The sequence below is a fragment of the Trinickia sp. LjRoot230 genome, from assembly GCF_964253315.1.
GTDB lineage: Bacteria > Pseudomonadota > Gammaproteobacteria > Burkholderiales > Burkholderiaceae > Trinickia.
Genome location: NZ_CAXUQX020000002.1, coordinates 256692 through 278102, shown reverse-complemented (window position 1 = coordinate 278102; position 21411 = coordinate 256692). Strand labels below are relative to the sequence as shown.

The 21411-nt window shown below is 60.2% G+C and carries 14 protein-coding genes; 8 read left to right on the top strand and 6 right to left on the bottom strand.

Annotated elements, in window-relative coordinates; translation table 11 throughout:
- Positions 1 to 18: 18 nt before the first annotated feature.
- Positions 19 to 924 (top strand): endo alpha-1,4 polygalactosaminidase, encoded by a 906-nt coding sequence (locus tag ACSQ20_RS20345; protein WP_436023625.1) that lies wholly within the window; start codon positions 19 to 21, stop codon positions 922 to 924.
- A 23-nt stretch (positions 925 to 947) separates the two neighbouring features.
- Here the strand turns inward: ACSQ20_RS20345 and ACSQ20_RS20340 are convergent, their stop codons facing one another.
- Together ACSQ20_RS20340 and ACSQ20_RS20335 are read right to left on the bottom strand one after the other, a co-directional pair.
- Positions 948 to 2579, bottom strand: coding sequence for a hypothetical protein (locus tag ACSQ20_RS20340; RefSeq protein ID WP_436023623.1), 1632 nt, complete (start codon positions 2577 to 2579; stop codon positions 948 to 950).
- Between the two features lie 223 nt (positions 2580 to 2802).
- Complete coding sequence (locus tag ACSQ20_RS20335; RefSeq protein WP_436023621.1) at positions 2803 to 4308, bottom strand: hypothetical protein; 1506 nt, start codon at positions 4306 to 4308, stop codon at positions 2803 to 2805.
- Positions 4309 to 4755: 447 nt separating this feature from the next.
- Between ACSQ20_RS20335 and ACSQ20_RS20330 the strand changes: the two genes are divergently transcribed.
- On the top strand, positions 4756 to 5571 hold the full coding sequence (locus tag ACSQ20_RS20330; RefSeq protein ID WP_436023619.1) for a creatininase family protein: 816 nt from the start codon (positions 4756 to 4758) through the stop codon (positions 5569 to 5571).
- Positions 5572 to 5654: 83 nt separating this feature from the next.
- Positions 5655 to 6791, top strand: a complete 1137-nt coding sequence (locus ACSQ20_RS20325) for a hypothetical protein (RefSeq protein ID WP_436025765.1) — start codon at positions 5655 to 5657, stop codon at positions 6789 to 6791.
- Positions 6792 to 6812: 21 nt separating this feature from the next.
- Here ACSQ20_RS20325 and ACSQ20_RS20320 read toward each other — a convergent pair whose 3' ends face one another.
- Positions 6813 to 8207, bottom strand: a complete 1395-nt coding sequence (locus ACSQ20_RS20320) for a methyl-accepting chemotaxis protein (protein WP_436023617.1) — start codon at positions 8205 to 8207, stop codon at positions 6813 to 6815.
- Positions 8208 to 8653: 446 nt separating this feature from the next.
- Positions 8654 to 9583 (bottom strand): transcriptional regulator GcvA, encoded by a 930-nt coding sequence (gene gcvA, locus ACSQ20_RS20315; RefSeq protein WP_436023615.1) that lies wholly within the window; start codon positions 9581 to 9583, stop codon positions 8654 to 8656.
- Positions 9584 to 9656: 73 nt separating this feature from the next.
- Between gcvA and ACSQ20_RS20310 the strand changes: the two genes are divergently transcribed.
- The 5 genes from ACSQ20_RS20310 to ACSQ20_RS20290 all read left to right on the top strand — a co-directional run bounded on the left by ACSQ20_RS20310 (position 9657) and on the right by ACSQ20_RS20290 (position 15727).
- Positions 9657 to 11054 carry an aminotransferase class III-fold pyridoxal phosphate-dependent enzyme gene (locus tag ACSQ20_RS20310; protein ID WP_436023613.1) on the top strand — a complete coding sequence of 466 codons (1398 nt, stop codon included), beginning with the start codon at positions 9657 to 9659 and terminating at the stop codon, positions 11052 to 11054.
- The gene (locus tag ACSQ20_RS20305; protein WP_436023611.1) at positions 11051 to 11848 is read left to right on the top strand and encodes an enoyl-CoA hydratase-related protein; all 798 of its coding nucleotides are present in this window, start codon (positions 11051 to 11053) and stop codon (positions 11846 to 11848) included. Before ACSQ20_RS20310 ends, ACSQ20_RS20305 begins: the two co-directional genes overlap by 4 nt.
- Positions 11845 to 12990 carry an acyl-CoA dehydrogenase family protein gene (locus ACSQ20_RS20300; RefSeq protein WP_436023609.1) on the top strand — a complete coding sequence of 382 codons (1146 nt, stop codon included), beginning with the start codon at positions 11845 to 11847 and terminating at the stop codon, positions 12988 to 12990. The genes ACSQ20_RS20305 and ACSQ20_RS20300 overlap by 4 nt, the downstream gene beginning before the upstream one ends.
- Positions 12977 to 14893, top strand: coding sequence for an AMP-binding protein (locus ACSQ20_RS20295; RefSeq protein WP_436023607.1), 1917 nt, complete (start codon positions 12977 to 12979; stop codon positions 14891 to 14893). Before ACSQ20_RS20300 ends, ACSQ20_RS20295 begins: the two co-directional genes overlap by 14 nt.
- A 480-nt stretch (positions 14894 to 15373) precedes the next feature.
- On the top strand, positions 15374 to 15727 hold the full coding sequence (locus ACSQ20_RS20290; RefSeq protein WP_436023605.1) for a hypothetical protein: 354 nt from the start codon (positions 15374 to 15376) through the stop codon (positions 15725 to 15727).
- A 104-nt stretch (positions 15728 to 15831) separates the two neighbouring features.
- Here ACSQ20_RS20290 and ACSQ20_RS20285 read toward each other — a convergent pair whose 3' ends face one another.
- Both ACSQ20_RS20285 and ACSQ20_RS20280 read right to left on the bottom strand, forming a co-directional pair.
- Positions 15832 to 18672, bottom strand: coding sequence for a hypothetical protein (locus tag ACSQ20_RS20285; RefSeq protein ID WP_436023603.1), 2841 nt, complete (start codon positions 18670 to 18672; stop codon positions 15832 to 15834).
- Positions 18673 to 18903: 231 nt separating this feature from the next.
- Positions 18904 to 21264, bottom strand: a complete 2361-nt coding sequence (locus tag ACSQ20_RS20280; RefSeq protein ID WP_436023601.1) for a TAL effector repeat-containing protein — start codon at positions 21262 to 21264, stop codon at positions 18904 to 18906.
- Between the last annotated feature and the right edge of the window lie 147 nt (positions 21265 to 21411).

Here is a 21411-nt window from a genome sequence, read left to right as displayed (position 1 = left end):
GACTATTTCTTTGCGCGCATGACCACGTCGAAAATCACGCAGCGAAGCAAGCGTTGGCTCGCGGCGTTTGTATCGTTCGCCTCGTTTGGCGCAGCGATGATGCTGCCCTCAGCGCGGGATGCTCGTGCGGAGCAACGGGGCAGCGACGCAATACCGCTGAATTCGGTTGCGTTTTTCTACGGCGAAACGGTGCCTGTCGAGCGATTCGCGGGTTTTGATGTGGTCGTCGTCGAGCCTGACGCGGCGTTCGACCCGAACCGATACCGGTCACACGGGCCGCAGTGGTTCGCCTATGTGAGCGTGGGTGAGGTAACGCCAGACCGCGCTTACTATCAAGCGATACCCAAGCGGTGGCTAACGGGCCGCAATGCCGATTGGGATGCCACCATCGTTGATCAATCGGCGAGCAGGTGGCCTGCGTTTTTCGTCAAGCATGTGATTGCACCGCTTTGGCAGCGCGGATATCGCGGGTTCTTTCTCGACACGCTTGATTCGTACCAGATAGTTGCAAAGACCGATCCGGAGCGTGCGCGGCAGCAGGCCGGCATCGTTGCTGTGATTCGTGCCATCAAGGCGCGCTATCCCGGTGCGCGACTGATTCTGAACCGAGGATTCGAAGTGCTGCCGCGCGTTCACAATATGGTTTCAGCAGTGGCTTTCGAATCGCTTTACGGTAGCTGGGATCAGCGCAACGGTCGATATGGCGAGGTGTCGGTTGCCGATCGCACGTGGTTGCTTGGGCAGGCAAACGTCATCCGCGAGCGTTATGCCTTACCCGTCATCTCCATCGACTACTGCTCGCCCGAAAACACCGCGTACTGCGGCGAGTTGGCCCGCAAAATCAGCGACGCAGGGCTGATACCGTACGTGACGGACGGTGCGTTGCGTACGGTGGGTGTCGGGCCGGCTGGCGTCACGCGATAGGGTACCGCGGGTTTTCGCAACGCTTAAACTTTTGCGGTGCCCGTGTCTGGGTCGACGTTAATGCCGGGGGGGTGGGTGAGCGCAACGACGATGGCATCCAGTTGACGCTTTGCGTCCGGCTTAACGGCGATTGCCTCAATATCGGCGGCGTAGGTAAACCGTCGAAAAACTTGCGCGTTGGCGACGATGATGTCCATTGCTTCCTGCGGGCCGTGCTGAAAGATATTCGACATCTGATGCCCATTGAAGAAGCCGGTTATAACTCCGAGGTTATCGCCAAACGTTGCGATGCTGCGCGGATCTTGTTGGAGCTGAACTGCATCGTGCAGTACGCCTGCGAGAGTACGAAGCACGTCGGCTCCATTGGGATCCGTTGCGAGGTCATATAACTGCTCGTGCGACACCTGCTGATGCAGAATGTCGCTATGCCGTAGCAGCATTTTTAGCGCACTGGTGCCACCTTCGGCACACGCGATAGTAACCAGCTCTTCGTGACTGAAACGATACGGTGCGTTCTGAATGTCGCGTAGCGCTCGCAGTGCGTTGTCTCCGCCGCTGTTGGAAACCATGTATAACTGCTCGTCGTTGTATTCGAATAATTCCTTGAGCTCACGCCGGTCCATAGCCAAGTTCACCTCTACGACGAGCTGCTGCAGTCCTGTGAGCCCTTCGCACTTTACCACTTCGATGAGTTGTGCATGCGCTTGGCCGTGGTCCGCAAGCCGCCACGAGATCGACCAATTGGCGCCAACGCTTTGTCTTGATTCCCGCAAGACGCGCATCAGCATATCTAACAATTGTATCTTGCCGACGAGGTTATCCGTAGCAGTTGGGGCATCACTAGCATTTACACCGGTGGTGCTGAGTTGCTTATCTGTGAATTCGGACGTGTCAACAAGCACTCCGGCGAGTATATCGAGTACGTCGGCTGCGTTCGGCCCTGTGGCGAGCACATACAATTGTTGAGGCGACGCGTGCTGATACAGAACAGCCTCGTGGTGCAAAAGCACTTTTAACGCATTGGCGCCGTCTTTCGTACTCGCGATATCCACTAGTTGCTCATGAGTGAAGAAATGCGGTCCGCTGTGAATGTTGCGTAGCGCTTCCAGTGCGTCGTCGCCGCCGGCGTCAAACACTTGGTCTAACTGCTCTGGCTCGTAACCGATTGGGTTTCCGAGTTCGCGCCGATTCTGCGCTGCGCGCAGACGGGCCTCGAGTTGCTGCAGCCCGGCGGCTCCGTTGCGCTTTGCGACTTCGATGAGGTGGAAACGGTTCCGCCCCTTGTTGGTAAGTGACTCGTACACGTCATACAGTGTCTGCAGACATTGGAGCGCAGCATTCCCCTGCGCGTTGCAGACGTCTTCCAATTGATAGGGGGCGAAGCTGTGGTCTCGTACCAGTTTGCCTTTGATCTCGGCGAGAGCGGTTCTGATTTCATCTGTGTCCGCGGTGTTCGCCGCGGCCGTCTTAAAGGACGCGGCGTCGCGAGCGCCGTCCCGTGCCCCCGCCCCTGGTGGGTTGATTGCGGGCTGCAGCGGGGGCGGGGAGGGCGGTTCAATTAATTCACTCGGGGGCGAGGCAGGCGTGCGTGCTTCGGTTGTCCTGTTCTCATCGCGATGGTTGTCACTCGCGCCTGCTCTTCCTACACCGGTCATGGTCTCGAGCTCCTATTCATTGGTAAAAAGAAAGTGGCTCGAATCTTGGACCCGTCGACAAATTTGTCACGTCCGCTTGCGAAGCGGAAATGTCAAATACGAAATTTTTTATAACCGCTGCTGAGTGAAGCAATAAGCGCGAGCGCGAAGCAGGACGCCGCCGCCGATACTGCGACGAACCCGCGATAACAGCACGCGGGCGTTCGCGATATTTAACTTGGCGCTACTCGGTGGCTGCGTCTGGCCGGATATGAACGCCTGGGCGGTGCGTAAGCGCGAAGATGATCGCATTCAGTTGGTACGTTCCGTCTGGCTTAACGGCGATCCTCGTAATCTTCTCGGACAGGGTAAGCTGGCGCAAGATCGGCGCATTCTCAATGATGATGTTTAGCGCTTCTTGCGAACCGTCGATCATTATGTCGGACACTTGTGTCCCGTCGAGAAAATGGTGTATCGCAACGGATTCATCTGCGGAATCGGTATTCGCGACGTTGCGCCGCTGTTCTTCAAGGTCGGCCGCGTCGTGAAGCACGCCGGCAAGGGTATGAATGACGTCGGCTGCATTTGGCCCAGTTGCAAGCTGATACAACTGCTCGCGCGGCGCGTGCTTCTCCAAGACCTCCGCGTGCTGCGTCAGCGTTTTTAATGCGTCGACGCCTCCCTGCTTGGTGACGATATCCAGCAGTTGTTGACGACTGAAGTTGTACGGTGCCCGATGAATATTGCGAAGCGCTCCCAGTGCATCGTGTCCGCCAAGTTGAACAACCCTGTCTAACTGTGCTTTGTCATAGCGGAAAGCATCTGCGAGCTGCCATCGATTGTCAGCGTTAGTTATTTCATCCCAACGTAGCTGCAGCCCAGCCGTCCCCTCGTTCTTTGCAACATCGATGAGTTCAACGCGTGATTGCGAGGCGTCCGTGCGTTGCTCATGGAAGTCAGCATATTTGGGGAAAAGGTTCCGCAGCATCGTGAGGCATTCGAGTTCCTTGTCGCCTTGCGCCTCGCGGATGTCTTCCAATTGACTGCGAGCGAAGCCGTGATAGTCCACGAGCTCGCGCTTGATCTCATCAAGAGGTGATTTGGCCGCATCCGTTTCGCTCGGTGCCACTGCCTTGAGAGGCTCCTTGTGCCTCCTGCGCGGCTGTTCTGCAAGGCTGGCCGCGTCGTGAAGCTCGCCGGCGAGGGTATGAATTGCCTCAGCTGCATTTGGGCCGGTTGCAAGCTGATACAACTGCTCGCGCGGTGCGTGCTGATACAAGATCTCCGCATGCTGCGTCAGTATTCTTAACGCGTCGACGCCGCCGTGCGTGGCCACGATATTCAACAGTTGTCGACGATCGAAGTCGTACGGAACGCGGTGAATATTGCGCAGCGCTTCGAGTGCTTCGTGTCCGCCAAGTTGCACCACCTTGTCTAACGGCGCTTTGTCATAGCCGAAAGTGCCTTCGAGTTCCAGCCGATTCGAAAGCTTCCGCAGCCCGGCCGTCCCCTCGCTTTTTGCTGCGGCGAAGAGTTCAACGCGTAATTGCCATGCGCTCGCACGTTGCCAGTGGAAGTCGGTAAATTTGGGGACGAGGTTCTGAAGCATCGTGAGGCATTGGAACGCCTCGTCGCCTAGCGCGTCGCAGATCTCTTCCAATTGATAGGGAGCGAAGCTATGATCGTCCACTAGCTCGCGCTTGAGCTTATCAAGCGGTGCTTCAGGTGCATTTGTCTCGCTCGGTGCCACTGCCTTGAAAGAAGCGTTGCGTCCGCCCGTTCTCGCCCCCATCCCCGGCGGAGCGATCGCGGGTTGCGACGAAGGCGCGGAGGGCTGTGAGCCTGGTTCGCGCCCGCTTGTAGCAGGCGTGCCTCCTGCGACTACATTCGTCCAATCGTGATTCTCGCCACTCGGGCCTGTTATTCCTACACCGTTCATGATCTCGGGCTCCTATCCGTTGATAACGAGAAAGTGGCTGGAATCTTGGACCCGTCGACAAATTTGTCGCGACCGCTTGCGAAGCAAAAAGACCAAATACGCAATTGAGGTTGGATAGAAGTGTTTTGCAACTGCCGAGAGGCGAAGCAATAAGCGGCAGTGCGAAATCAAACGGCCGTCGGTCGCCGGTGGAGTACGATCGAGCACGCCCACAAACGACTTGCATCGTTCCAAGCAATTAGCCATCGAGGAGTCACCATGCGCTTCACTGCGCGGCTATCTTTCGCCACCATCGCTTTGCTTGCGGCAGTTCATGCCGCAATCGCGCAAGCACCGAAAACGGTACAGATCGAAGATCTGACCTGGACCGAGTTACGCGACGCCATTCGCGCCGGCAAGACTACCGTCATCATTCCGATCGGCGCAACGGAGCAAAGCGGGCCTTACGTCGCACTCGGCAAGCACAACGTGCGCGTCAAGGCACTGTCCGCGCGCATCGCCGAAGGTCTCGGCAATGCGGTTGTGGCACCGGTCATTGCCTATGTGCCGGAGGGGAGCTATGCACCGCCGAGTTCACATATGCGCTTTGCCGGCACCATCACCGTTCCCGATGATGTGTTCGAAAAGACACTCGAATCCGCGGCGAACAGCCTGAAGATTCACGGCTTCACGAATATCGTCTTTCTCGGCGATCATGGCGGCTATCAGAGCGACATCCGGCATGCAGTTGCGCAACTCAACAAAGCTTGGGCCGGCTCCGATGCGCGCGCGTTCGTCCCGCCCGAGTACTACGGCACGAGTTCTGATGGCTACGCGCAGATTCTGCGTCAGCACGGTGTGCCGGATAGCGAGATTGGTACGCATGCGGGGCTCGCCGATACATCGCTGTTGCTCTCTGTCGCGCCGCAGATGGTGCGCGTCGACCGGCTGCGCAGTGCTTCGAAACCCGGGCCGGCGGATGGTGTTTACGGTGGTGACCCGCGGCGCTCAAGTGCCGAACTTGGCCGGCTGGGAATCGATGCGATCGTCTCGCGCACAATCGATGCGATCAGAAAGGAAGCGGGTGGTCACTGAGATCTTCGGTGCCGCTGTCCTGTGCATATACCGAGAGGGGTTTTGTCATGCCGTTGTTTGCTCATCGTTTCTCGCGCTTCGCGATGGCATGGCTAGCCATGCTGGCCGGTTACTGCGCCATATGCAATGCCGATGCCGCATCCGCCGTTGTCACCGTACCCGGCATGCCGCCCGTTGTGAACCGAGCGAATTTGTACGGTGAAGCGCGAGCAGGGCATATGAGCCCCGCGGTGGCTCGCGCATTGCCACGCATTTACGTGCCGAACTTGCGCTCGAATGACGTGTATGTGATCGACCCGGCAACATACAAGGTCATCGACAGGTTTCATGTAGGCGCCAGTCCGCAGCACGTCGTGCCTTCATGGGATTTGCAAACGCTGTGGGTTGCCAATAACGCCGAAGGCCGGGTTGACGGCAGCCTGACCCCGATCGATCCGAAAACGGGCAAGCCCGGCCGCGAAGTCGTGGTCGACGACCCCTATAACATGTACTTCACGCCCGATGGCAAGGAAGCGATTGTCGTGGCCGAAGCACATGCGCGGCTGGACTTTCGCGATTCGCACACGATGGCGATGAAGTCGAGCCTCGAAGTACCGCAATGCAGGGGCATCAACCATGCTGATTTTTCGATCGACGGCACCTATGCGCTTTTCACATGCGAGTTCGGCGGCAAGCTTGCGAAGATAGACCTCGTTCACCGCAAGGTGGTGGGTGATCTGCAACTCGAAAAGAAGGGCATGCCGCAGGACATACGGATTTCACCGGACGGGAAGGTATTCTATGTTGCTGACATGATGGCCGACGGCGTGTTCCTCGTCGACGGCGACAGCTTCACGAAGATCGGCTTCATCAAGACGGGCGTGGGCACGCATGGACTGTATCCGAGCCGCGATGGCACGAAGCTATATGTCGCAAATCGCGGCACCAATCTGATTCATGGCCCGCGTCACGGGAAAGGCAGCGTAACGGTGATCGATTTCGCGACACGCAAAGTGCTCGCGACCTGGCCGATTCCTGGCGGCGGCAGCCCCGATATGGGCAACGTCAGTGCGGACGGCAAGACCTTGTGGCTATCGGGCCGATTCGACGACGTCGTCTACGCAATCGATACCGCGACGGGTTCGGTGAAATCGATTCCTGTCGGGATGGAGCCGCATGGGCTGACGGTCTGGCCGCAGCCCGGGCGCTATTCGCTTGGGCATACGGGGAATATGCGCTGAGGCCAACGACCGTTCGCTGGGCTAAGCCGGGAGTTCGGCGCTCGTTTTAAAAAACGCGACGTGCATCTTTAGCGCTTGTGCCTGCTCTACTAATGAACCGGCGGCGGCTGTTGCCTGTTCTACTAGCGCGGCATTCTGTTGCGTTACCTCGTCCATCTGCGAGACCGCCCGGTTGACTTGCTCGATGCCGGCAGCCTGCTCCGCGGAAGCCGATGCAATTTCGCTCATCAACGTAGCGACGTTATCGATCGAATCCGTTACTTGCGCCATTGCGCCGCTTGCTTGAATGGCCTGTTCGGCACCGGTCGTCACCGAGGTGCTAGTCGCCACGATCAGCTCCTTGATCTCTTTTGCTGCCGTGGCGCTGCGTTGCGCGAGCATTCTTACTTCGGATGCGACCACAGCGAAACCGCGACCCTGTTCACCGGCGCGCGCCGCTTCGACAGCTGCGTTCAAGGCCAGGATATTGGTTTGAAAAGCAATGCTCTCGATAGCCGAGATGATGTTTGTCATCTTTTGCGATTCACCTGAGAGCTTTGAAATCGTCTCCGAGACCAGTTTGACGTCGCGATTACTGTTGGTTGCCCTATTCGACGCGTTTGACGCAAGCGCCTTGGCTGCATCGGAATTGGCGGAGTTCTGCTTTACCGTGGCAGTCAACTGCTCCATGCTGGATACTGTCTGTTGAAGCGATGCGGCCTGCTCTTCAGTACGCTGCGAAAGATCGGTGTTTCCGGTCGATATTTGCGTTGACGCAGTGAGTATCGAGTCAGATGCACTGCGGATGTGGCGTACGACGCCGCTTACCTTTTCATTCATGGCAGCAAGTGCGCCAAGCAGACGTCCTACCTCATCGACACTGTACACACGCGCATGAAAGGTGAGGTCTCCGGCGGCAACGGCTTCGGCAACTCTGACCGCCTCGCCGATCGGTTGCGTAATGCTGCGCGTGATGACGACAGCGGAAATTGCCGCCGCGAATAGCGCGATCGTCGTAACGATCACCACGGACCATTCTGCTGTCTCGGCCAAGCTACTGATGGCGGCACTGCGCTCGACGGTGCGTGCGGATTGCATGTTGATCAGCGCCTTTAGTGCAACGCCGATCGGTTTATCGGCACCGGCCACCGCTTTATCTCTTTGTTCGATCGGAGCGCCGCTATTGACCAAATCGGATAGTTTCACCATCGACCGGCGATAATTCTCTACGCCAGTTGCGGCTGCTTTCAACTGCTCGTCTTCATCCGACGTGATGTTTCCAAGCGAGCGGAACGACTTGATCGACTCGTCTATGTCGAGCATGTTATCGGCGAACTTTGCGCTGTACGCGCCCCCCCGCAAGACGTAGTCCTTGTAATTGTGTATCCCTTCACCGAGCGCATCTTTTGCGTGATTTGCTAGCTTGAGCTTTGCCATTGTCCGCGATTCGAACGTGATCCATTCACCTGCGATGGCGGATACCTTGTAAAACGCGGTGGCACCGAGAAGCGTCGTGAGCAGCGTGGCGAACGCAAAGGCGACGCTCAGCCGCGTACCGATCTTGACGTTTTTGAACATATGCGCCGTCCTAAATGAGTTGGTCTGCCGACGTAAAGGCTCATCCTTCACAGGTCGGCGGTGCGCTTGCGCTGACCACAACCGACGAATCGGATCGAAAACTCCACCGCTAAAGTGTTGTATCGGCTGCTGCGCGTGGTTCTGTAGGTTTCGTGGTGCACGCCAATCGTTTGCGTCAGGGTTTCGGAGCACAGGGCATTGCGCTGCGAGACGTGAACGCTCCACGTGCTCTTCGTCCTTCTGTCAATTTGATGCTTCGAAGATTATCGAAGCATGGAAGCGAAACGAACTCTTGGAGCGCCGGCTCAAGCCGGTAAGCGCCATCCGTTTTCCGAATGAATCTGCGCCTCGACACGCAGCCAGTCGCAAAACGCGCCGACTTGGGGGCGGGCTATAGCAGTGCGATGCGTCAGCAGATGGTACTGGTATGGTCCCGCGATGGGCGTTCCCGGCGCTATCGCTAGCGAGCGGGTGCGGACCGCATCGGCAGCGAGCACGTCCGAAGCAATGGCGACGCCTTGTCCTGTTGCGGCGGCGTCGAGCGTGAGGTAGGTGTGGGAGAAGCGCAGGCCCTGGCGAAGTCTCGATTGTTTCGCTGCTTGCCCCTGGGCGGCAACCCAACGAGGCCAATCGATCTGCTCAGGGATGCGCGGCTCGAATTCGTCGTGCAAAAGAATTGCCGTCAATACGTCAGCCATCGTTCGCCACCGACGGCACAACGCGGGCTGAGCGACTGCGCAGAAGGTCTCCGTGAGCAATGGCTCCGCCAGCAAGCCCGGGTAAGGACCGGCCCCCAGGCGAATCGCGACATCCACACGGTCGCGTATGAAATCCACGGGCGGCACCGAAGCCAGTAGACGCACTTCGATGTCTGGATGGCGCTGTCGGAATCCACCAAGTCGCGGCATGAGCCAGCGGGTGACAAAGGACGGCATGGCGCTGACGGTCACCTCCGCCGAGTTGACGGATTCCCGCAATTCAAGCGAGGTCCGTTCCAATCGTTCGAGCATGGCCCGAACCTCCAGAAAATAGCGGCTCCCGGCTTCCGTCAGTTCCACGGACCTCGCGCCTCGGACAAAGAGCGGCGCGCCGCACCAATCTTCAAGCTGGCGGACCTGATGACTAACGGCGCCCGCAGAAACACATAGTTCCGCTGCCGCTTTTGCGAAGCTTGCATGCCTTGCTGCTGCCTCGAAAGCTCGAATAGCCAGCATAGGAGGAAGTTGGAGTGACATGGCTTAATTATTTTGAGGCTCAGAGCAAAAACATTTGGTTTGTACCGCCAATCGACGACGACTAACCTTCGATGTGTCAATTCCAGACCCAGAAATACTGAGTCAATCAAAGATTGGAGTCAACATGGATCTGAGCATCCACGCAGAGGCGAATCTCGCCTTGGACCCTGCATTTCGTAAGGTGCTTGTGCCTTGGGCGGTACAGGGCGGGCTAAATCCACCAGTCGTCACACACGGCAAGGGTTGTTATTTCTTCGACGATCATGGCAAGCGCTACCTTGATCTGACGAGCGGCTACGTGGCCATGCCGTTGGGGCACGGGCATACGAAAATCGTGAAGGCCATCCAGGACCAGGCCGAGCGCATGTGTTGGGTCGCGTCGAGCTATTTCAACGACGTGCGCGCCGAGTACGCGGAACTGCTGAACAGTATCTCGCCGTGGGCCGAAGGCATGCGCGTGCATTTCGCATGCGGCGGCGCCGAGGCGAACGACGACGCGGTAAAGATCGCGAGGCTGGTGACCCGGCGCCCCAAAATCTTGACGGCCTACCGCTCGTACCACGGAGGCACCATCGGTGCGAGCTCGATGACCGGTGTCGATCGTTGGCGCGATCCCTTTCCGGCGTTACCGGGCATGGTGAAATTCTTTGCGCCTTACCCCTACCGCAGCCCCTTTCACACGCTCGATCCCAAGAATGAAACTCGATGGGCGCTTGAGCATCTGGGGCGCATTTTGTCACACGAAGGCGCGCAGAACGTTGCCGCCATTCTCCTTGAGCCCATGACGGGCTCTAGCGGCGTCGTCGTCTATCCGGATGGTTACCTCGAGGGGGTGCGAGCCCTGTGCGACCGATACGGCATTCTGCTGATCTTTGACGAGGTGATGACGGGCTTCGGCCGTACCGGCGCAGCCTTCTGCGCCCAGCGCGTCGGTGCGTTGCCTGATCTCATCTCTTTCGCGAAAGGCGCGAGTTCCTCCTATACGCCGCTAGGTGGCGTGCTGGTCCGCGAAAGCGTAGCCAAGTTTTTCGACGCCGAATTGTTCGACATCGGGCACACCCATTCAGGCCACGTGCTTGCCGTGGCGGGAGGGCTGGCCGCGCTGAAGGTCTTCATCGAAGACGGGCTCTTCGAGCGGGCGAGGGAAATCGAGACCTGGCTCAGCGATGGACTGAACGAACTGGCAGCGCGCCACCCGCAGATCGGGGAGGTACGCGGCATGGGCGCGCTGTTCGGCATCGAGCTGGTACGTGACCGGGAAACACGCGAGCCGCTCGTGCAGTGGCATCACCCGGCGGGCTCTCTACCTATGAAAGCTTTCTACAGCGAACTGCTCAGCCGGGGCGTCCATGCCTATGGACGATACAACGTCGTTATCGTGGCGCCCCCTCTCGTGATCTCACGGTCCGAACTCGACCAAGGCTTCGCTGCGCTAGACGCAGCGCTTACCGCGATGGAGCACGCACGATGAACTACGACGATATTCTGTACAACGAGCACGCCGGGGTGGCGACCATCACGATCAACCGCCCTGCGGTCCTGAACGCCTTCAGAGCCCATACGGTGGAGGAAATGCTGCATGCGTTTCAGCGCGCCGGCTGGAATCGCGACATCGGCGTGATCGTGCTGACCGGGGCGGGGCCGAAGGCCTTCTGCGTTGGGGGCGATCATGCTAATCACGACGATAGCGGTTACGGCGGCCGAGGTACGATCGGACTGCCCGTCGACGAACTTCAGAGCGTGATTCGCGACGTGCCGAAGCCCGTCATCGCACGAGTGAATGGCTACGCCATCGGAGGCGGCAATGTACTCGTGACGGTATGCGATCTTGCGATCGCGAGCGCATCCGCCGTATTAGGGCAGGTGGGGCCGAAGGTCGGGTCAGTCGATCCGGGATTCGGGACCGCACTGATGGCGCGCGTCGTCGGAGAGAAACGCGCCCGCGAGGTCTGGTTCCTTTGCCGTCGTTATTCCGCCGCCCAGGCGTTGGACATGGGGTGGATCAATGCCGTCGTGCCGCAGGCGGAACTGGACGCAGAGGTGGCGCGCTGGTGCGACGAGATTCTTGCACTAAGCCCCAAAGCGCTGGCCATCGCAAAGCGTTCGTTCAATGCCGACTCGGAGAACATCCGTGCCATCGGCGCACTGGGATTCGAGGCGCTTTCGCTTTATTACGGGACGGAGGAATCGCGCGAAGGCACTCAGGCCTTCCTGGAAAAACGGCCCGCTCGATTCCGCCGTCAAGGACAGGGAGGTACGGCATGATTCGCGACGCCGATATCCTGGCTGGTCTATTGGACACGATTCAGCGCTTTGTCCGAGAACGGCTTGTTCCCGCGGAGGATCACGTCGCCGCGTCAGACTGCATCCCGGAGGAAATCGTGCGGGATATGCAGGAGATGGGCCTCTTTGGCATGACCATTCCCGAGGCATATGGTGGATTGGGACTGACGATGGAAGAAGAAGTCAAGGTCGCCATCGAACTCGGTCAGACCTCTCCTGCTTTCCGTTCGCTGGTTGGCACAAACAACGGCATCGGATCGCTCGGCATCATCCTGAGCGGCACCGAAGCGCAGAAGGAACGCTACCTGCCAAGACTGGCGTCAGGCGCGTTGATCGCGTCGTTTGCGCTGACTGAACCCGACGCCGGTTCCGATGCCGCGAGCCCGCGTGCGACTGCCCGATGGTCGTCCGATCATTGGGTGCTCAATGGCACGAAGCGGTTTATTACAAACGCCCCTTTGGCAGGGCTATTTACAGTGTTTGCTCGAACGTCCTCCGGCATTTCGGCCTTTCTTGTCGAGAGATCGAGCCCCGGGCTGAGTATCGGTCCAGCCGACCGAAAAATGGGACAGCAAGGGACGCATACGGCCGATGTCATGCTCGAGGAGTGCAAAGTGCCCGCCGACGCATTGCTAGGCCAAGAAGGGCAGGGCTTCAAACTGGCAATGCGAACGCTGGACCGTGGGCGCCTGCATATCGCCGCGGTGTGCACCGGAATTGCCATCCGGGTTATCCGGGACGCGCTTGCGTACGCAGCGCAGCGCAGACAATTCGGAAAGCCGATCGCCGCGTTTCAATTGGTGCAAGCGATGCTTGCGGATTCGCAGACAGAAGCTTATGCCGCTCACGCGATGGTGCTTGACGCCGCCCGCCGGCGTGACGAGGGCGACGACGTCGTGCTGGAAGCCGCATGTTGCAAGCTGTTTGCCAGCGAGGCGTTGGGACGAATCGTTGATCGGGCCGTACAGATTCACGGCGGGGCGGGCTACATGCGGGAGTACGCCGTGGAGCGTCTCTATCGCGATGCGCGCCTCTACCGAATCTACGAGGGCACGTCACAGATCCAGCAGCTTGTCATTGCGCGCGAAATGATCGGTCGGGAAGAAGCCCATGCCTGCATATGAGTCGCTATGGCAACCTCCTGAGCATTGGATACGCAGCACGCTGATCGGCGAATTGTGCCAACGCGTCGGAGTGGCATCTTTTGAAGCGCTTCGGCACGCCTCGCTCGTGGCGCCAGACTCGTATTGGTCTACCGTGGCCAGTCATCTCGATTTTCGCTGGCGCAATACGCCGACGCGGCTCGTCGACTTGTCCGCAGGGGCCGCCTTCCCATATTGGTTCCCAGGTGGCGAACTCAATTGGGTCGACAATGTGTTGGCCAACGCGCGGGGCGCTATCGCCGACCAAGCGGCGGTCATCGCTGAAAACGAAGTGGGCGAAGTCACGAGCGTGAGCTACCGCGCGCTTGCCCGCGACGTATGTCGGCTTGCCGCCGGGCTGCGCGCCCGCGGTATACATGCCGGTGACCGCGTCGGCTTGATGATGGCGATGGGTAGCGCTTCGGCGACCGCCTTTCTCGGCATCGCGGCGATCGGTGCGATCGCTGTGCCGCTTTTTACTGGCTTCGGCGCTGACGCCGCAGCCGCACGGCTCCGGCTAGCCGGGGCAACTTGGCTGTTAGCCAGCGGCGGCTACAGCCGCAGAGGAAAATACGTCGACTTGACTACCACACTCGACGCTCTGCGCGCATCGCTTCCTCATCTGAAAATTGCTGTGCATGGAAATGCCACAACAGCGCCTTCGCGCTTCATCGATTGGTCCGCGCTCTTCGCCGAGCCGTTGGACACGCTGCCGGCCTTCGATGCCAATCATCCGTTCATGATCATGTTTACCTCCGGCACGACAGGCGAGCCGAAAGGAACCGTTCACGTTCACGGCGGCTTTCCTCTCAAGATTGTGCATGACTGCGCCTACCATTTCGAGATTCGCGCAGGTGACCGGTGGCTTTGGCCAAGCGACATGGGATGGATCGTGGGGCCGATCACAACCGTGGGCGCCTTGTGCCGAGGCGCCACACTAGTTTGTTACGACGGCGCGCCTGATCATCCCACGGCAACGCGAATTCCTGAACTCATGGACCGCCATCGCATCAGCCACTTTGGCGCATCGCCCACGTTGATCCGCACCCTGGCAGCGAGCCTCGGCGTTTTCGATAAAGCAGTGCTGGATGGCCTCAGCGTTTTGATCGTCGCCGGGGAAGTCATTGACCACGAGCATTTCGAATGGTACTTCCGCAACGTCGGCCGATCGCGGCTCCCTGTCATCAACTATAGCGGCGGCACTGAAGCATCGGGAGGGCTTGTTGCCAATGTACTCGCCCTGCCGATCGTTGCATGCGGCTTCAATGCCGTCTCGCCCGGTGTCACCGCGTATGCGGCCGACAGCGCAGGGGAAAAGGTCATGGATAGACCTGGTGAAATGGTGATTGACGCACCATTTGTCGGCATGACAGCGGGTTTCTGGCTGGCCAATGACCGTTATCTGGAGACCTATTGGAATGCATTGCCAGGGCGATGGAGCCACGGTGATTTACTCCTCGAACGCGGCGATGGCCAGTGGTTCATCCTTGGCAGGACGGACGACACGCTGAAGATCGCGGGCAAGCGCGTTGGGCCTGCGGAGGTCGAGGCCATCGTGCTTGATCTGCCCTACGTACGCGATGCTGCCGCGGTAACGGTGCCGCATCCTGTGAAGGGAGAGCAACTTGTTATCTGCGCCAGCACGTCGGCGCCGGCCTCGGACGGACTGTCGCGCGCGGTGATCAAGCACGTGGAGGCAGCGCTTGGCAAGCCGTTCCGGCCGGCCGCTGTGCTCTTCGTGGATGACCTGCCCAGAACCAGAAACGGCAAGATTGTCCGAAGACTGATAAGGGATGTGCTCCGCGGCACGCCGCCAAGTGATCTGACTGGCGTGGAAAATCCAGAAGCGTTGGCATTTCTATCCAAGTTGAACATGGACAATTAAAGCGGCTTCCTTACCGGGGCTTACGCACGAAAATGTGGGAGATGTTGAGGAGAAGGAAAATCCATCGGGTTTATGTTTGAATGCGTGACGCCGTGTCGCGTAGCGCTCCCTTGGGCCGTGTTTTTTCGGACTTCGCGACCATGCTTCGCGCGCAAAGAGTCCGCCGCATGGTGGACGTGCGAATGTTGGGCCGCTTAGTCATTTTCGCGGAGCCCACTTATGACACGCATTTCGGGATCGCCTGACCCAGTCGATCCAAGACATCAATCAGGCGCGGAGAGCACGTCCGACCCATCCGCAAAGCCCACCCGGCAAGTCAGGCCTGGAGCGCTCGGCGCGTTGCCTTCGAAGCCGGAAGACCCGGGGGCGGACGCGCAGGGCAAAGCCCCGGCTCTATTTGCACCTGCACGGTCGCCGGAAACAGACAGGGAAACGCTCCCGAAGCTTGCGGCTCAGATTCCATCTTTGCCGGAGGCACCCATGCAGGCGGTCCTCGATCGATTTTCGGAGCTCAAGGCCGCGGGTTTGAGTGCCGCCGACATCGTCAAGCTCGCAAACGGTCGGGTGACGGAGGCGGGCAGGGAAAAGCTCCCGAAGCTTGCGGCTCAGATTCCACCGTTGCCGGAGGCACCCATACAGGCGGTCCTCGATCGACTCTCGGAGCTCGTCGAGGCCGCGGGTTTGAGTGCCGCCGACATCGTCAAGCTTGCAGGCGGTCAGGTGACAGAGGCAGACAAGCGGGGGGTTGATTCCGGTCACACGCTGGAAAAATACGAGAGTGGTTTGGACTCTACAGTCGCGCCCAAACCCAACGACGACGCTGAGCAAGCGTAATCGCGTTGCGAGGCATCTTTGTCTTGAGCGTTTCTCCCGCAAGCGGGAGAAACGCTCATCGACTTGAAAAACCGCCGCTCAGACGAACCACTCGTGACTACGCTTCAGCCGGCCGACCGATCATCGGAGTTCGATTCCGACGCCAGCGCTTCGAGCCGTTGATAGAGTTCGAATAGCGCGTCGTTCGCCTGGCCGGCAATTTCATCCGCGAGGGCAGCAGTATTGACGTTGCTGGTGCGCCTCTCAGCCGCCGAACGGGCCGACAAGGCTCGCCCGACGACCTCGACCGCGGCGTGAGCCGCATCCCACGCTTCATACAAAGCAATGGCGCTCCGCTCCTGGTCCGCCAGTTGGACTCGCGCGGAATCAAGTTTTTTTCGCGCCGCCTCGCTCGCCAGGTTCGCGTCGCGTTCGGCGTCGCCAAGCGCTGTCGCATCGGCGTGTTGCCGGAGTTTCGTTGCGGACGCAACTTCCGATATCAGCGCGTCGAACTCGGGGGAGCGGGCGTCGGAGGGCAAGTCCTGGTTCACCCATCGCAATGCGAGCTTTTTGAACTCACCGCTGATTGTCCCGAACATGTCCGCGGGGAACAAGGAATCCAATTCCTGCAGCATCGCGCGGCCTTGCCATTTTGTTTTCTCTTCCGTTGCGCGCACTGCGCTGCTTTCCGCGCGATCGGCGGCTTCACGCGCATGCGCGAGATCCTCCCGCGCCAGAGCGATTGCGTCGCGGATGGCTGCGAGTCTTGCTTCAAGGTCCTCGAGAATCGAGGGAAGGGCACGTGCCGATGCGTCGAACGTGGTTTGGCTATGGGCAACCGAATCACGAAAGTTCGACACGACGCGTGGTGAAGCTGCGAGCGCGGCAGGGGAGGATGCGTCGCCGTTCTTCTCACCGATCTCGAAGCTGATCGATTGTGGCTGGAACAGCCGTTCGTCGCGATAAAGCCGCAAGGGCGCGGCATCCGTCGATTCAGCGACGGTAGCCGAGAGATGTTCATCGTTGTCGTCTCGGCGACGATCGTCAAACCGCGCCAACGCCACGGGTACTTTGAGCAAATCCGCTAAGGCTTGCAACGCTTCGTTCTTGATATCGCGCCATTCGGTGGGCAGCGAGTCGGGATGAATGACAATGCCCGAAGGCGGGAGTGCACCGGTGCGGCGTAGATAGTCGGCGAATTCGCGCACCGATTTATGGGTAACCCTGCAGCGCAGACGCGGATGATAGGTAAGTGCGACGCTGAATCGGTCCGGACGCGCTTCGGACGGCTCTTGCGTATCGCCGGACAGCGTCATGATCTCCAGCCTGATGTCATATTGGTCGGCGATGGCCTGCGCGAGCGACGGCGAATGAACATTGGAGGAATCGAAGGCCAGCGCGTGATCGACGTGTCGCGAGCCGCCGCGTGCCCGCAGGTGGGCGTCCCAACTGCTGAACAAGGCATCGAAACGTTCGACCACGGGGATCGAGTCGATTGTTCCCAGTACTTGGGGCGACGCCGGATCGACCTCGGGCTCGAGCAGCGGACGTGAAATGACCACCGTGCCGTCGCGCGGCATATTGGCGTAGGTCGTTGGCGCGCTGTCGACATCCCGCGTCGGGCTCGCGACGATGTCGTCGCCCCAGAACGGCGCTTCTCCTGACCACGCGATGCGCAAGCCCGTGCGGTCCGCCAGCGATTGAAGCTGCTCGCGCAGATGGGGATCGTAGTGGCGCAAAAGCACTATTTCGTCGTTCGGGATTCGACGATGCAATGTCCAATATCGGAACATCCAGACGACCGCCTCGAGTTCCCTGGCGTCGGCCACGCCGAAATACATCCGCGGCAAATAGACAGCGGGTTGGCCATCGATCAGCGTGCTCTCAACCGTCACCGGCACATTGCTAGCGTCGGCAATATACTGCGCCGTTTCCGGGAGGCATCGCCCGACAACAATCGGCGCATCGTCGTTGTCCGCGAACTGCTGCTCGATCCGGTCGGCGGCTTCAGTGATCATCGATGCCCGTTGTTCGGGGCTTTTTGCGCTGCTTAGGTCGCATTCGGCCGAGAAGTAAATTAGCGATGTGCCGACGCCCTCATCGTCCGGCTTCGTGTCATCGATTGCTTGAGCGACTTTCCAGCGCACCGTTATCGCATCGTAGACAGGGCCCGTATCCGTGATCCGCGATGTTGCCACTTCAGTGTGGGTCAGCGCGAAACCAGCCTGTTCCAGATACGCACCGGTCCGCGTATTTTCGATGCTTTGCCTGAGGCCCCATAGGTGCTGCGGCAGCAGTTCGTTGAACTGTCCGACGTTGTCGCCTGATCGGTCCCACTGCCAATGAATCGAACGTACGTTATCGCCGAAATGCTCGAGCGCTCCGCGAATGAAATCGAGGCTGTTCAGACCTTTGACGCGATGCTCTCGTCCGTTTGCATCGGCGAAACGCGTGACGTCCTGCACATGCAGCGTGCCCTCGTCATCGAGGGTGGCGTGAGCGAAGAAGGACGGATGATCTCGCGTGATGATCGAATAGGTGCTCGCGCTTTGATGCACGAACGGCCGAAGGGAAAGGACCCGTGCGCCGATGATAGGCAGTGGCGGGTGTTGACCCGGTGTTGGCGCGTTGCGTAATGCACGGGCGCTTCGTGCCGCATCCAGCAAGGATGCAAACAGAGCGGCGCGTTCGCTCGTGAAATACTGCTGCGCTGCCGACCCGGCTGTCAGCGCGAGGCGTCCTGCCGAGCGCCCCGGTGGAAGCATGAGACGGGGAGAGAAGATCCTATCGGCCGATTTCGACGCATTTGACACTGACGAGGTGGTCCGCAGGCCATGCAGTCGTAGATCTGTTGGCGGCGTAGGCCGTCCGTTCGGCGAATGTTGCGCGTCGGCCTTGTCGGCCGAATCCGTATGGCAATCGACGTGTGCGCTGCGATGCCCGCCGGTATCGATGGGAGAGCTCATGTTTCGAAGAGATCAGTTGGTCGGTGATACGGGTTCCAGGCTTGCGGCCGATCGTTTCTTATTGATTCGATCAGCGCCCGGCGCTTGAAGAAGAACCCAAGCCGGACGGATCCGGTGCTCCCCCTACCATCGGCTCCTGATGACTGCATAGACCTGCCTCCGAAACTGGGAATAACAGAATGTGAGACCGATGCCCGCATCGAAGCGGCACACACTACCTGTATGACGCCTTCAGCTTGCGCCGGCCGCCTGTCTGAGGGCACCTGCCGCACCTCGCGTTTTGCTGGCCAGCGCTATGATGCGCTCCCTGGAGTACCCCGCCTCCGTGAGCGCTGGATGATGCGTAACGAGCGCCTGCAAGGCCTGGGCACCGCCTTTGTTGGCCGCGATCCTGACGATATCGGCGGCACTGAAGCCCGCGGCTTCGAGTGCATAACGATGATCGAGGACCGCTTGCAACGCTCGGGCGCCGCCAATATTGGCCGCGATTTTGACGATGTCAGCGGCATCGAAGCCCGCGCCCTCGAGGTCGGAACCCAGGTCGAGTACCGCCCGCAGGGCCCGGGCGCCGCCTCTGTTGGCCGCAATCTTGACGATATCGGCGGCACTGAAGCCTGCGGCCTTGAGATCTACACGATAGGCAAGGAGCGCTTGTAGGGCCTGGGCGCCGCCAATATTGGCGGCGATCTTGACGATGTCGGCGGTATCGAGGCCAGCGGCTTTGAGCGCCGGATGGTGAGTGAGGACCGCCCATAGAGCCTGGGCGCCGCCATCGTTGGCCGCAATCTTGACGATGTCGGCGGCGTCGAGACCCGCGTCCTTGAGCGCTCGATGATGGTCGAGGACCACCTGCAGGGCCTGCGCCCCACCGATGTTGCTCGCGATCTTGATGATGTCGGCAGCACCGAAGCCCGCCCTCTCTAGATCTGGACGATGAGTGAGGACCGCCTGCAAGGCTTGGGTGCCGCCTTTGTTGGCGGCGATCCTGACGATGTTGGCAACACTGAAGCCCGCAGCTTCGAGCGCCGGACCATGGTCGCGGACCGCCTGCAGGGCCTGGGCGCCGCCGGCGTTGGCCGCTATCCTGACAAGGTCGGCGGCACTGAAGCCCGCGGCTTTGAGCGTCGGACCATGATCGACGAGCGCTTGCAGGGCCTGGGCGCCGCCAGCGTTGGCCGCGATCCTGACGATGTCGGCGGCACTGAAGCCCGCGGCTTCGAGCGTCGGACCATGATCGAGGAACGCCTGCAGGGCCTGGGCGCCGCCATCGTTGGCGGCGATTCTAACGATGTCGGCAGCACTGAAGCCCGCGGCTTCGAGCGCCGGACCATGGTCGAGGACCGCCTGCAGTGCCTGAGCACCGCCATTGTTGCCTGCGATCCTGACGATGGCGGCGGTATCGAGGCCAGCGTCGTTGAGGTCCGGGCCCAGGTCGAGGACCGCATGCAGGGCTTGCGCGCCGCCATCGTTGGCAGCGATCCTGACAATGTCGGCAGTATGCAAGCCAGCGTCCTTGAGGTCCGGACCCAGGTCGAGGACGGCCTGCAGGGCCTGGGCACCGCCGTTGTTGGCCGCGATTCTAACGATGTCGGCAGCGCCGAAGTCCGCGGCCTCGAGCACCGGACCGTGAGTGAGGACCGCCTGCAGAGCTTGGGCGCCGCCATGGTTGCCTGCGATTCTGACGATGTCGGCGGTATGCAAGCCCGCGTCCTTGAGGTCCGGACCCAGGTCGAGAATCGCCTGCAGGGCCAGGGCGCCGCCGATGTTGGCCGCGACCTTGACGATGCCGGCGGTAGAGAGGCCCGCGTCCTTGAGGTCCGGGCCCAGGTCGCGGAGCGCTTGCAGCGCCCCGGCGCCGCCGATGTTGGCCGCAATCTTGACGATGTCGGCGGCACCGAAGCCCGCGGCTTCGAGCGCCGGACGATAGTTGCGGACCGCCTGCAGCGCCTGGGCGCCGCCGTTGTTGGCCGCTATCCTGACAATGTCGGCGGCACCGAATCCCGCGTCCTTGAGGTCCGGACCTAGGTCGAGGACCGCCTGCAGGGCCTGGGCGCCGCCGTTGTTGGCCGCGATCTTGACGATATCGGTGACACTGAAACCCGCGGCTTCGAGCGCCCGATGATTGCCGCGGAGCACTTGCAGTGCCTGGGCGCCGCCGGCGTTGCTTGAAATCCTGACGACGTCGACAGCACCGAAGCCCGCGGCTTCGAGTGCCGGACCATGGTCGAGGAGCGCCTGCAGTGCCTGGGCACCGCCAGTATTGCCCGCGATCTTGACGATGTCGGCGGTAGCGAGGCCCGCGCCTCTGAGGTCCGGACCTAGGTCGAGGACCGCCTGCAGTGCCTGAGCGCCGCCGTCGTTGGCCGCGATCCTCACAATGTCGGCGGTACGCAGGCCCGCGTCCGTGAGCGCTGGATGATGGATGAGGACCGCTTGCAGGGCCTGAGTCCCGCCATCGTTGCTCGCGATCCTGACGATGTCGGCTTTCCTCAGGTTGTAAGGGGGCGTGGTCAATCGCTGGTGATTGTATTGAATGAAATCCAGCGTTTCCCGACCGCCACTCTTGCTTCCGATTGCCAATCGTTCAGGCACGCTCAGATCAAGCGGGTTATGCGCTTGCGCGCCCGGCTGATCGGATGGAGACGGCCGGTTTGAATGGTCGGCAGCGCCTGTCCCCTGCGCTTGTCGCGGCGACGGCCGCAATCCTTGGAGGCGAGCGTTCGGCGCTGAAGCGGCGGG

Bases quoted from the DNA above. Each gene is read 5' to 3' on its own strand.
- ACSQ20_RS20320 (WP_436023617.1), bottom strand. From the start codon at position 8,207: ATGGCAAAGCTCAAGCTAGCAAATCACGCAAAAGATGCGCTCGGTGAA.
- ACSQ20_RS20330 (WP_436023619.1), top strand. From the start codon at position 4,756: ATGCGCTTCACTGCGCGGCTATCTTTCGCCACCATCGCTTTGCTTGCG.
- ACSQ20_RS20290 (WP_436023605.1), top strand. From the start codon at position 15,374: ATGCAGGCGGTCCTCGATCGATTTTCGGAGCTCAAGGCCGCGGGTTTG.
- ACSQ20_RS20295 (WP_436023607.1), top strand. From the start codon at position 12,977: ATGCCTGCATATGAGTCGCTATGGCAACCTCCTGAGCATTGGATACGC.
- ACSQ20_RS20325 (WP_436025765.1), top strand. From the start codon at position 5,655: ATGGCATGGCTAGCCATGCTGGCCGGTTACTGCGCCATATGCAATGCC.
- ACSQ20_RS20340 (WP_436023623.1), bottom strand. From the start codon at position 2,579: ATGACCGGTGTAGGAAGAGCAGGCGCGAGTGACAACCATCGCGATGAG.
- gcvA (WP_436023615.1), bottom strand. From the start codon at position 9,583: ATGTCACTCCAACTTCCTCCTATGCTGGCTATTCGAGCTTTCGAGGCA.
- ACSQ20_RS20345 (WP_436023625.1), top strand. From the start codon at position 19: ATGACCACGTCGAAAATCACGCAGCGAAGCAAGCGTTGGCTCGCGGCG.
- ACSQ20_RS20300 (WP_436023609.1), top strand. From the start codon at position 11,845: ATGATTCGCGACGCCGATATCCTGGCTGGTCTATTGGACACGATTCAG.
- ACSQ20_RS20285 (WP_436023603.1), bottom strand. From the start codon at position 18,672: ATGAGCTCTCCCATCGATACCGGCGGGCATCGCAGCGCACACGTCGAT.
- ACSQ20_RS20305 (WP_436023611.1), top strand. From the start codon at position 11,051: ATGAACTACGACGATATTCTGTACAACGAGCACGCCGGGGTGGCGACC.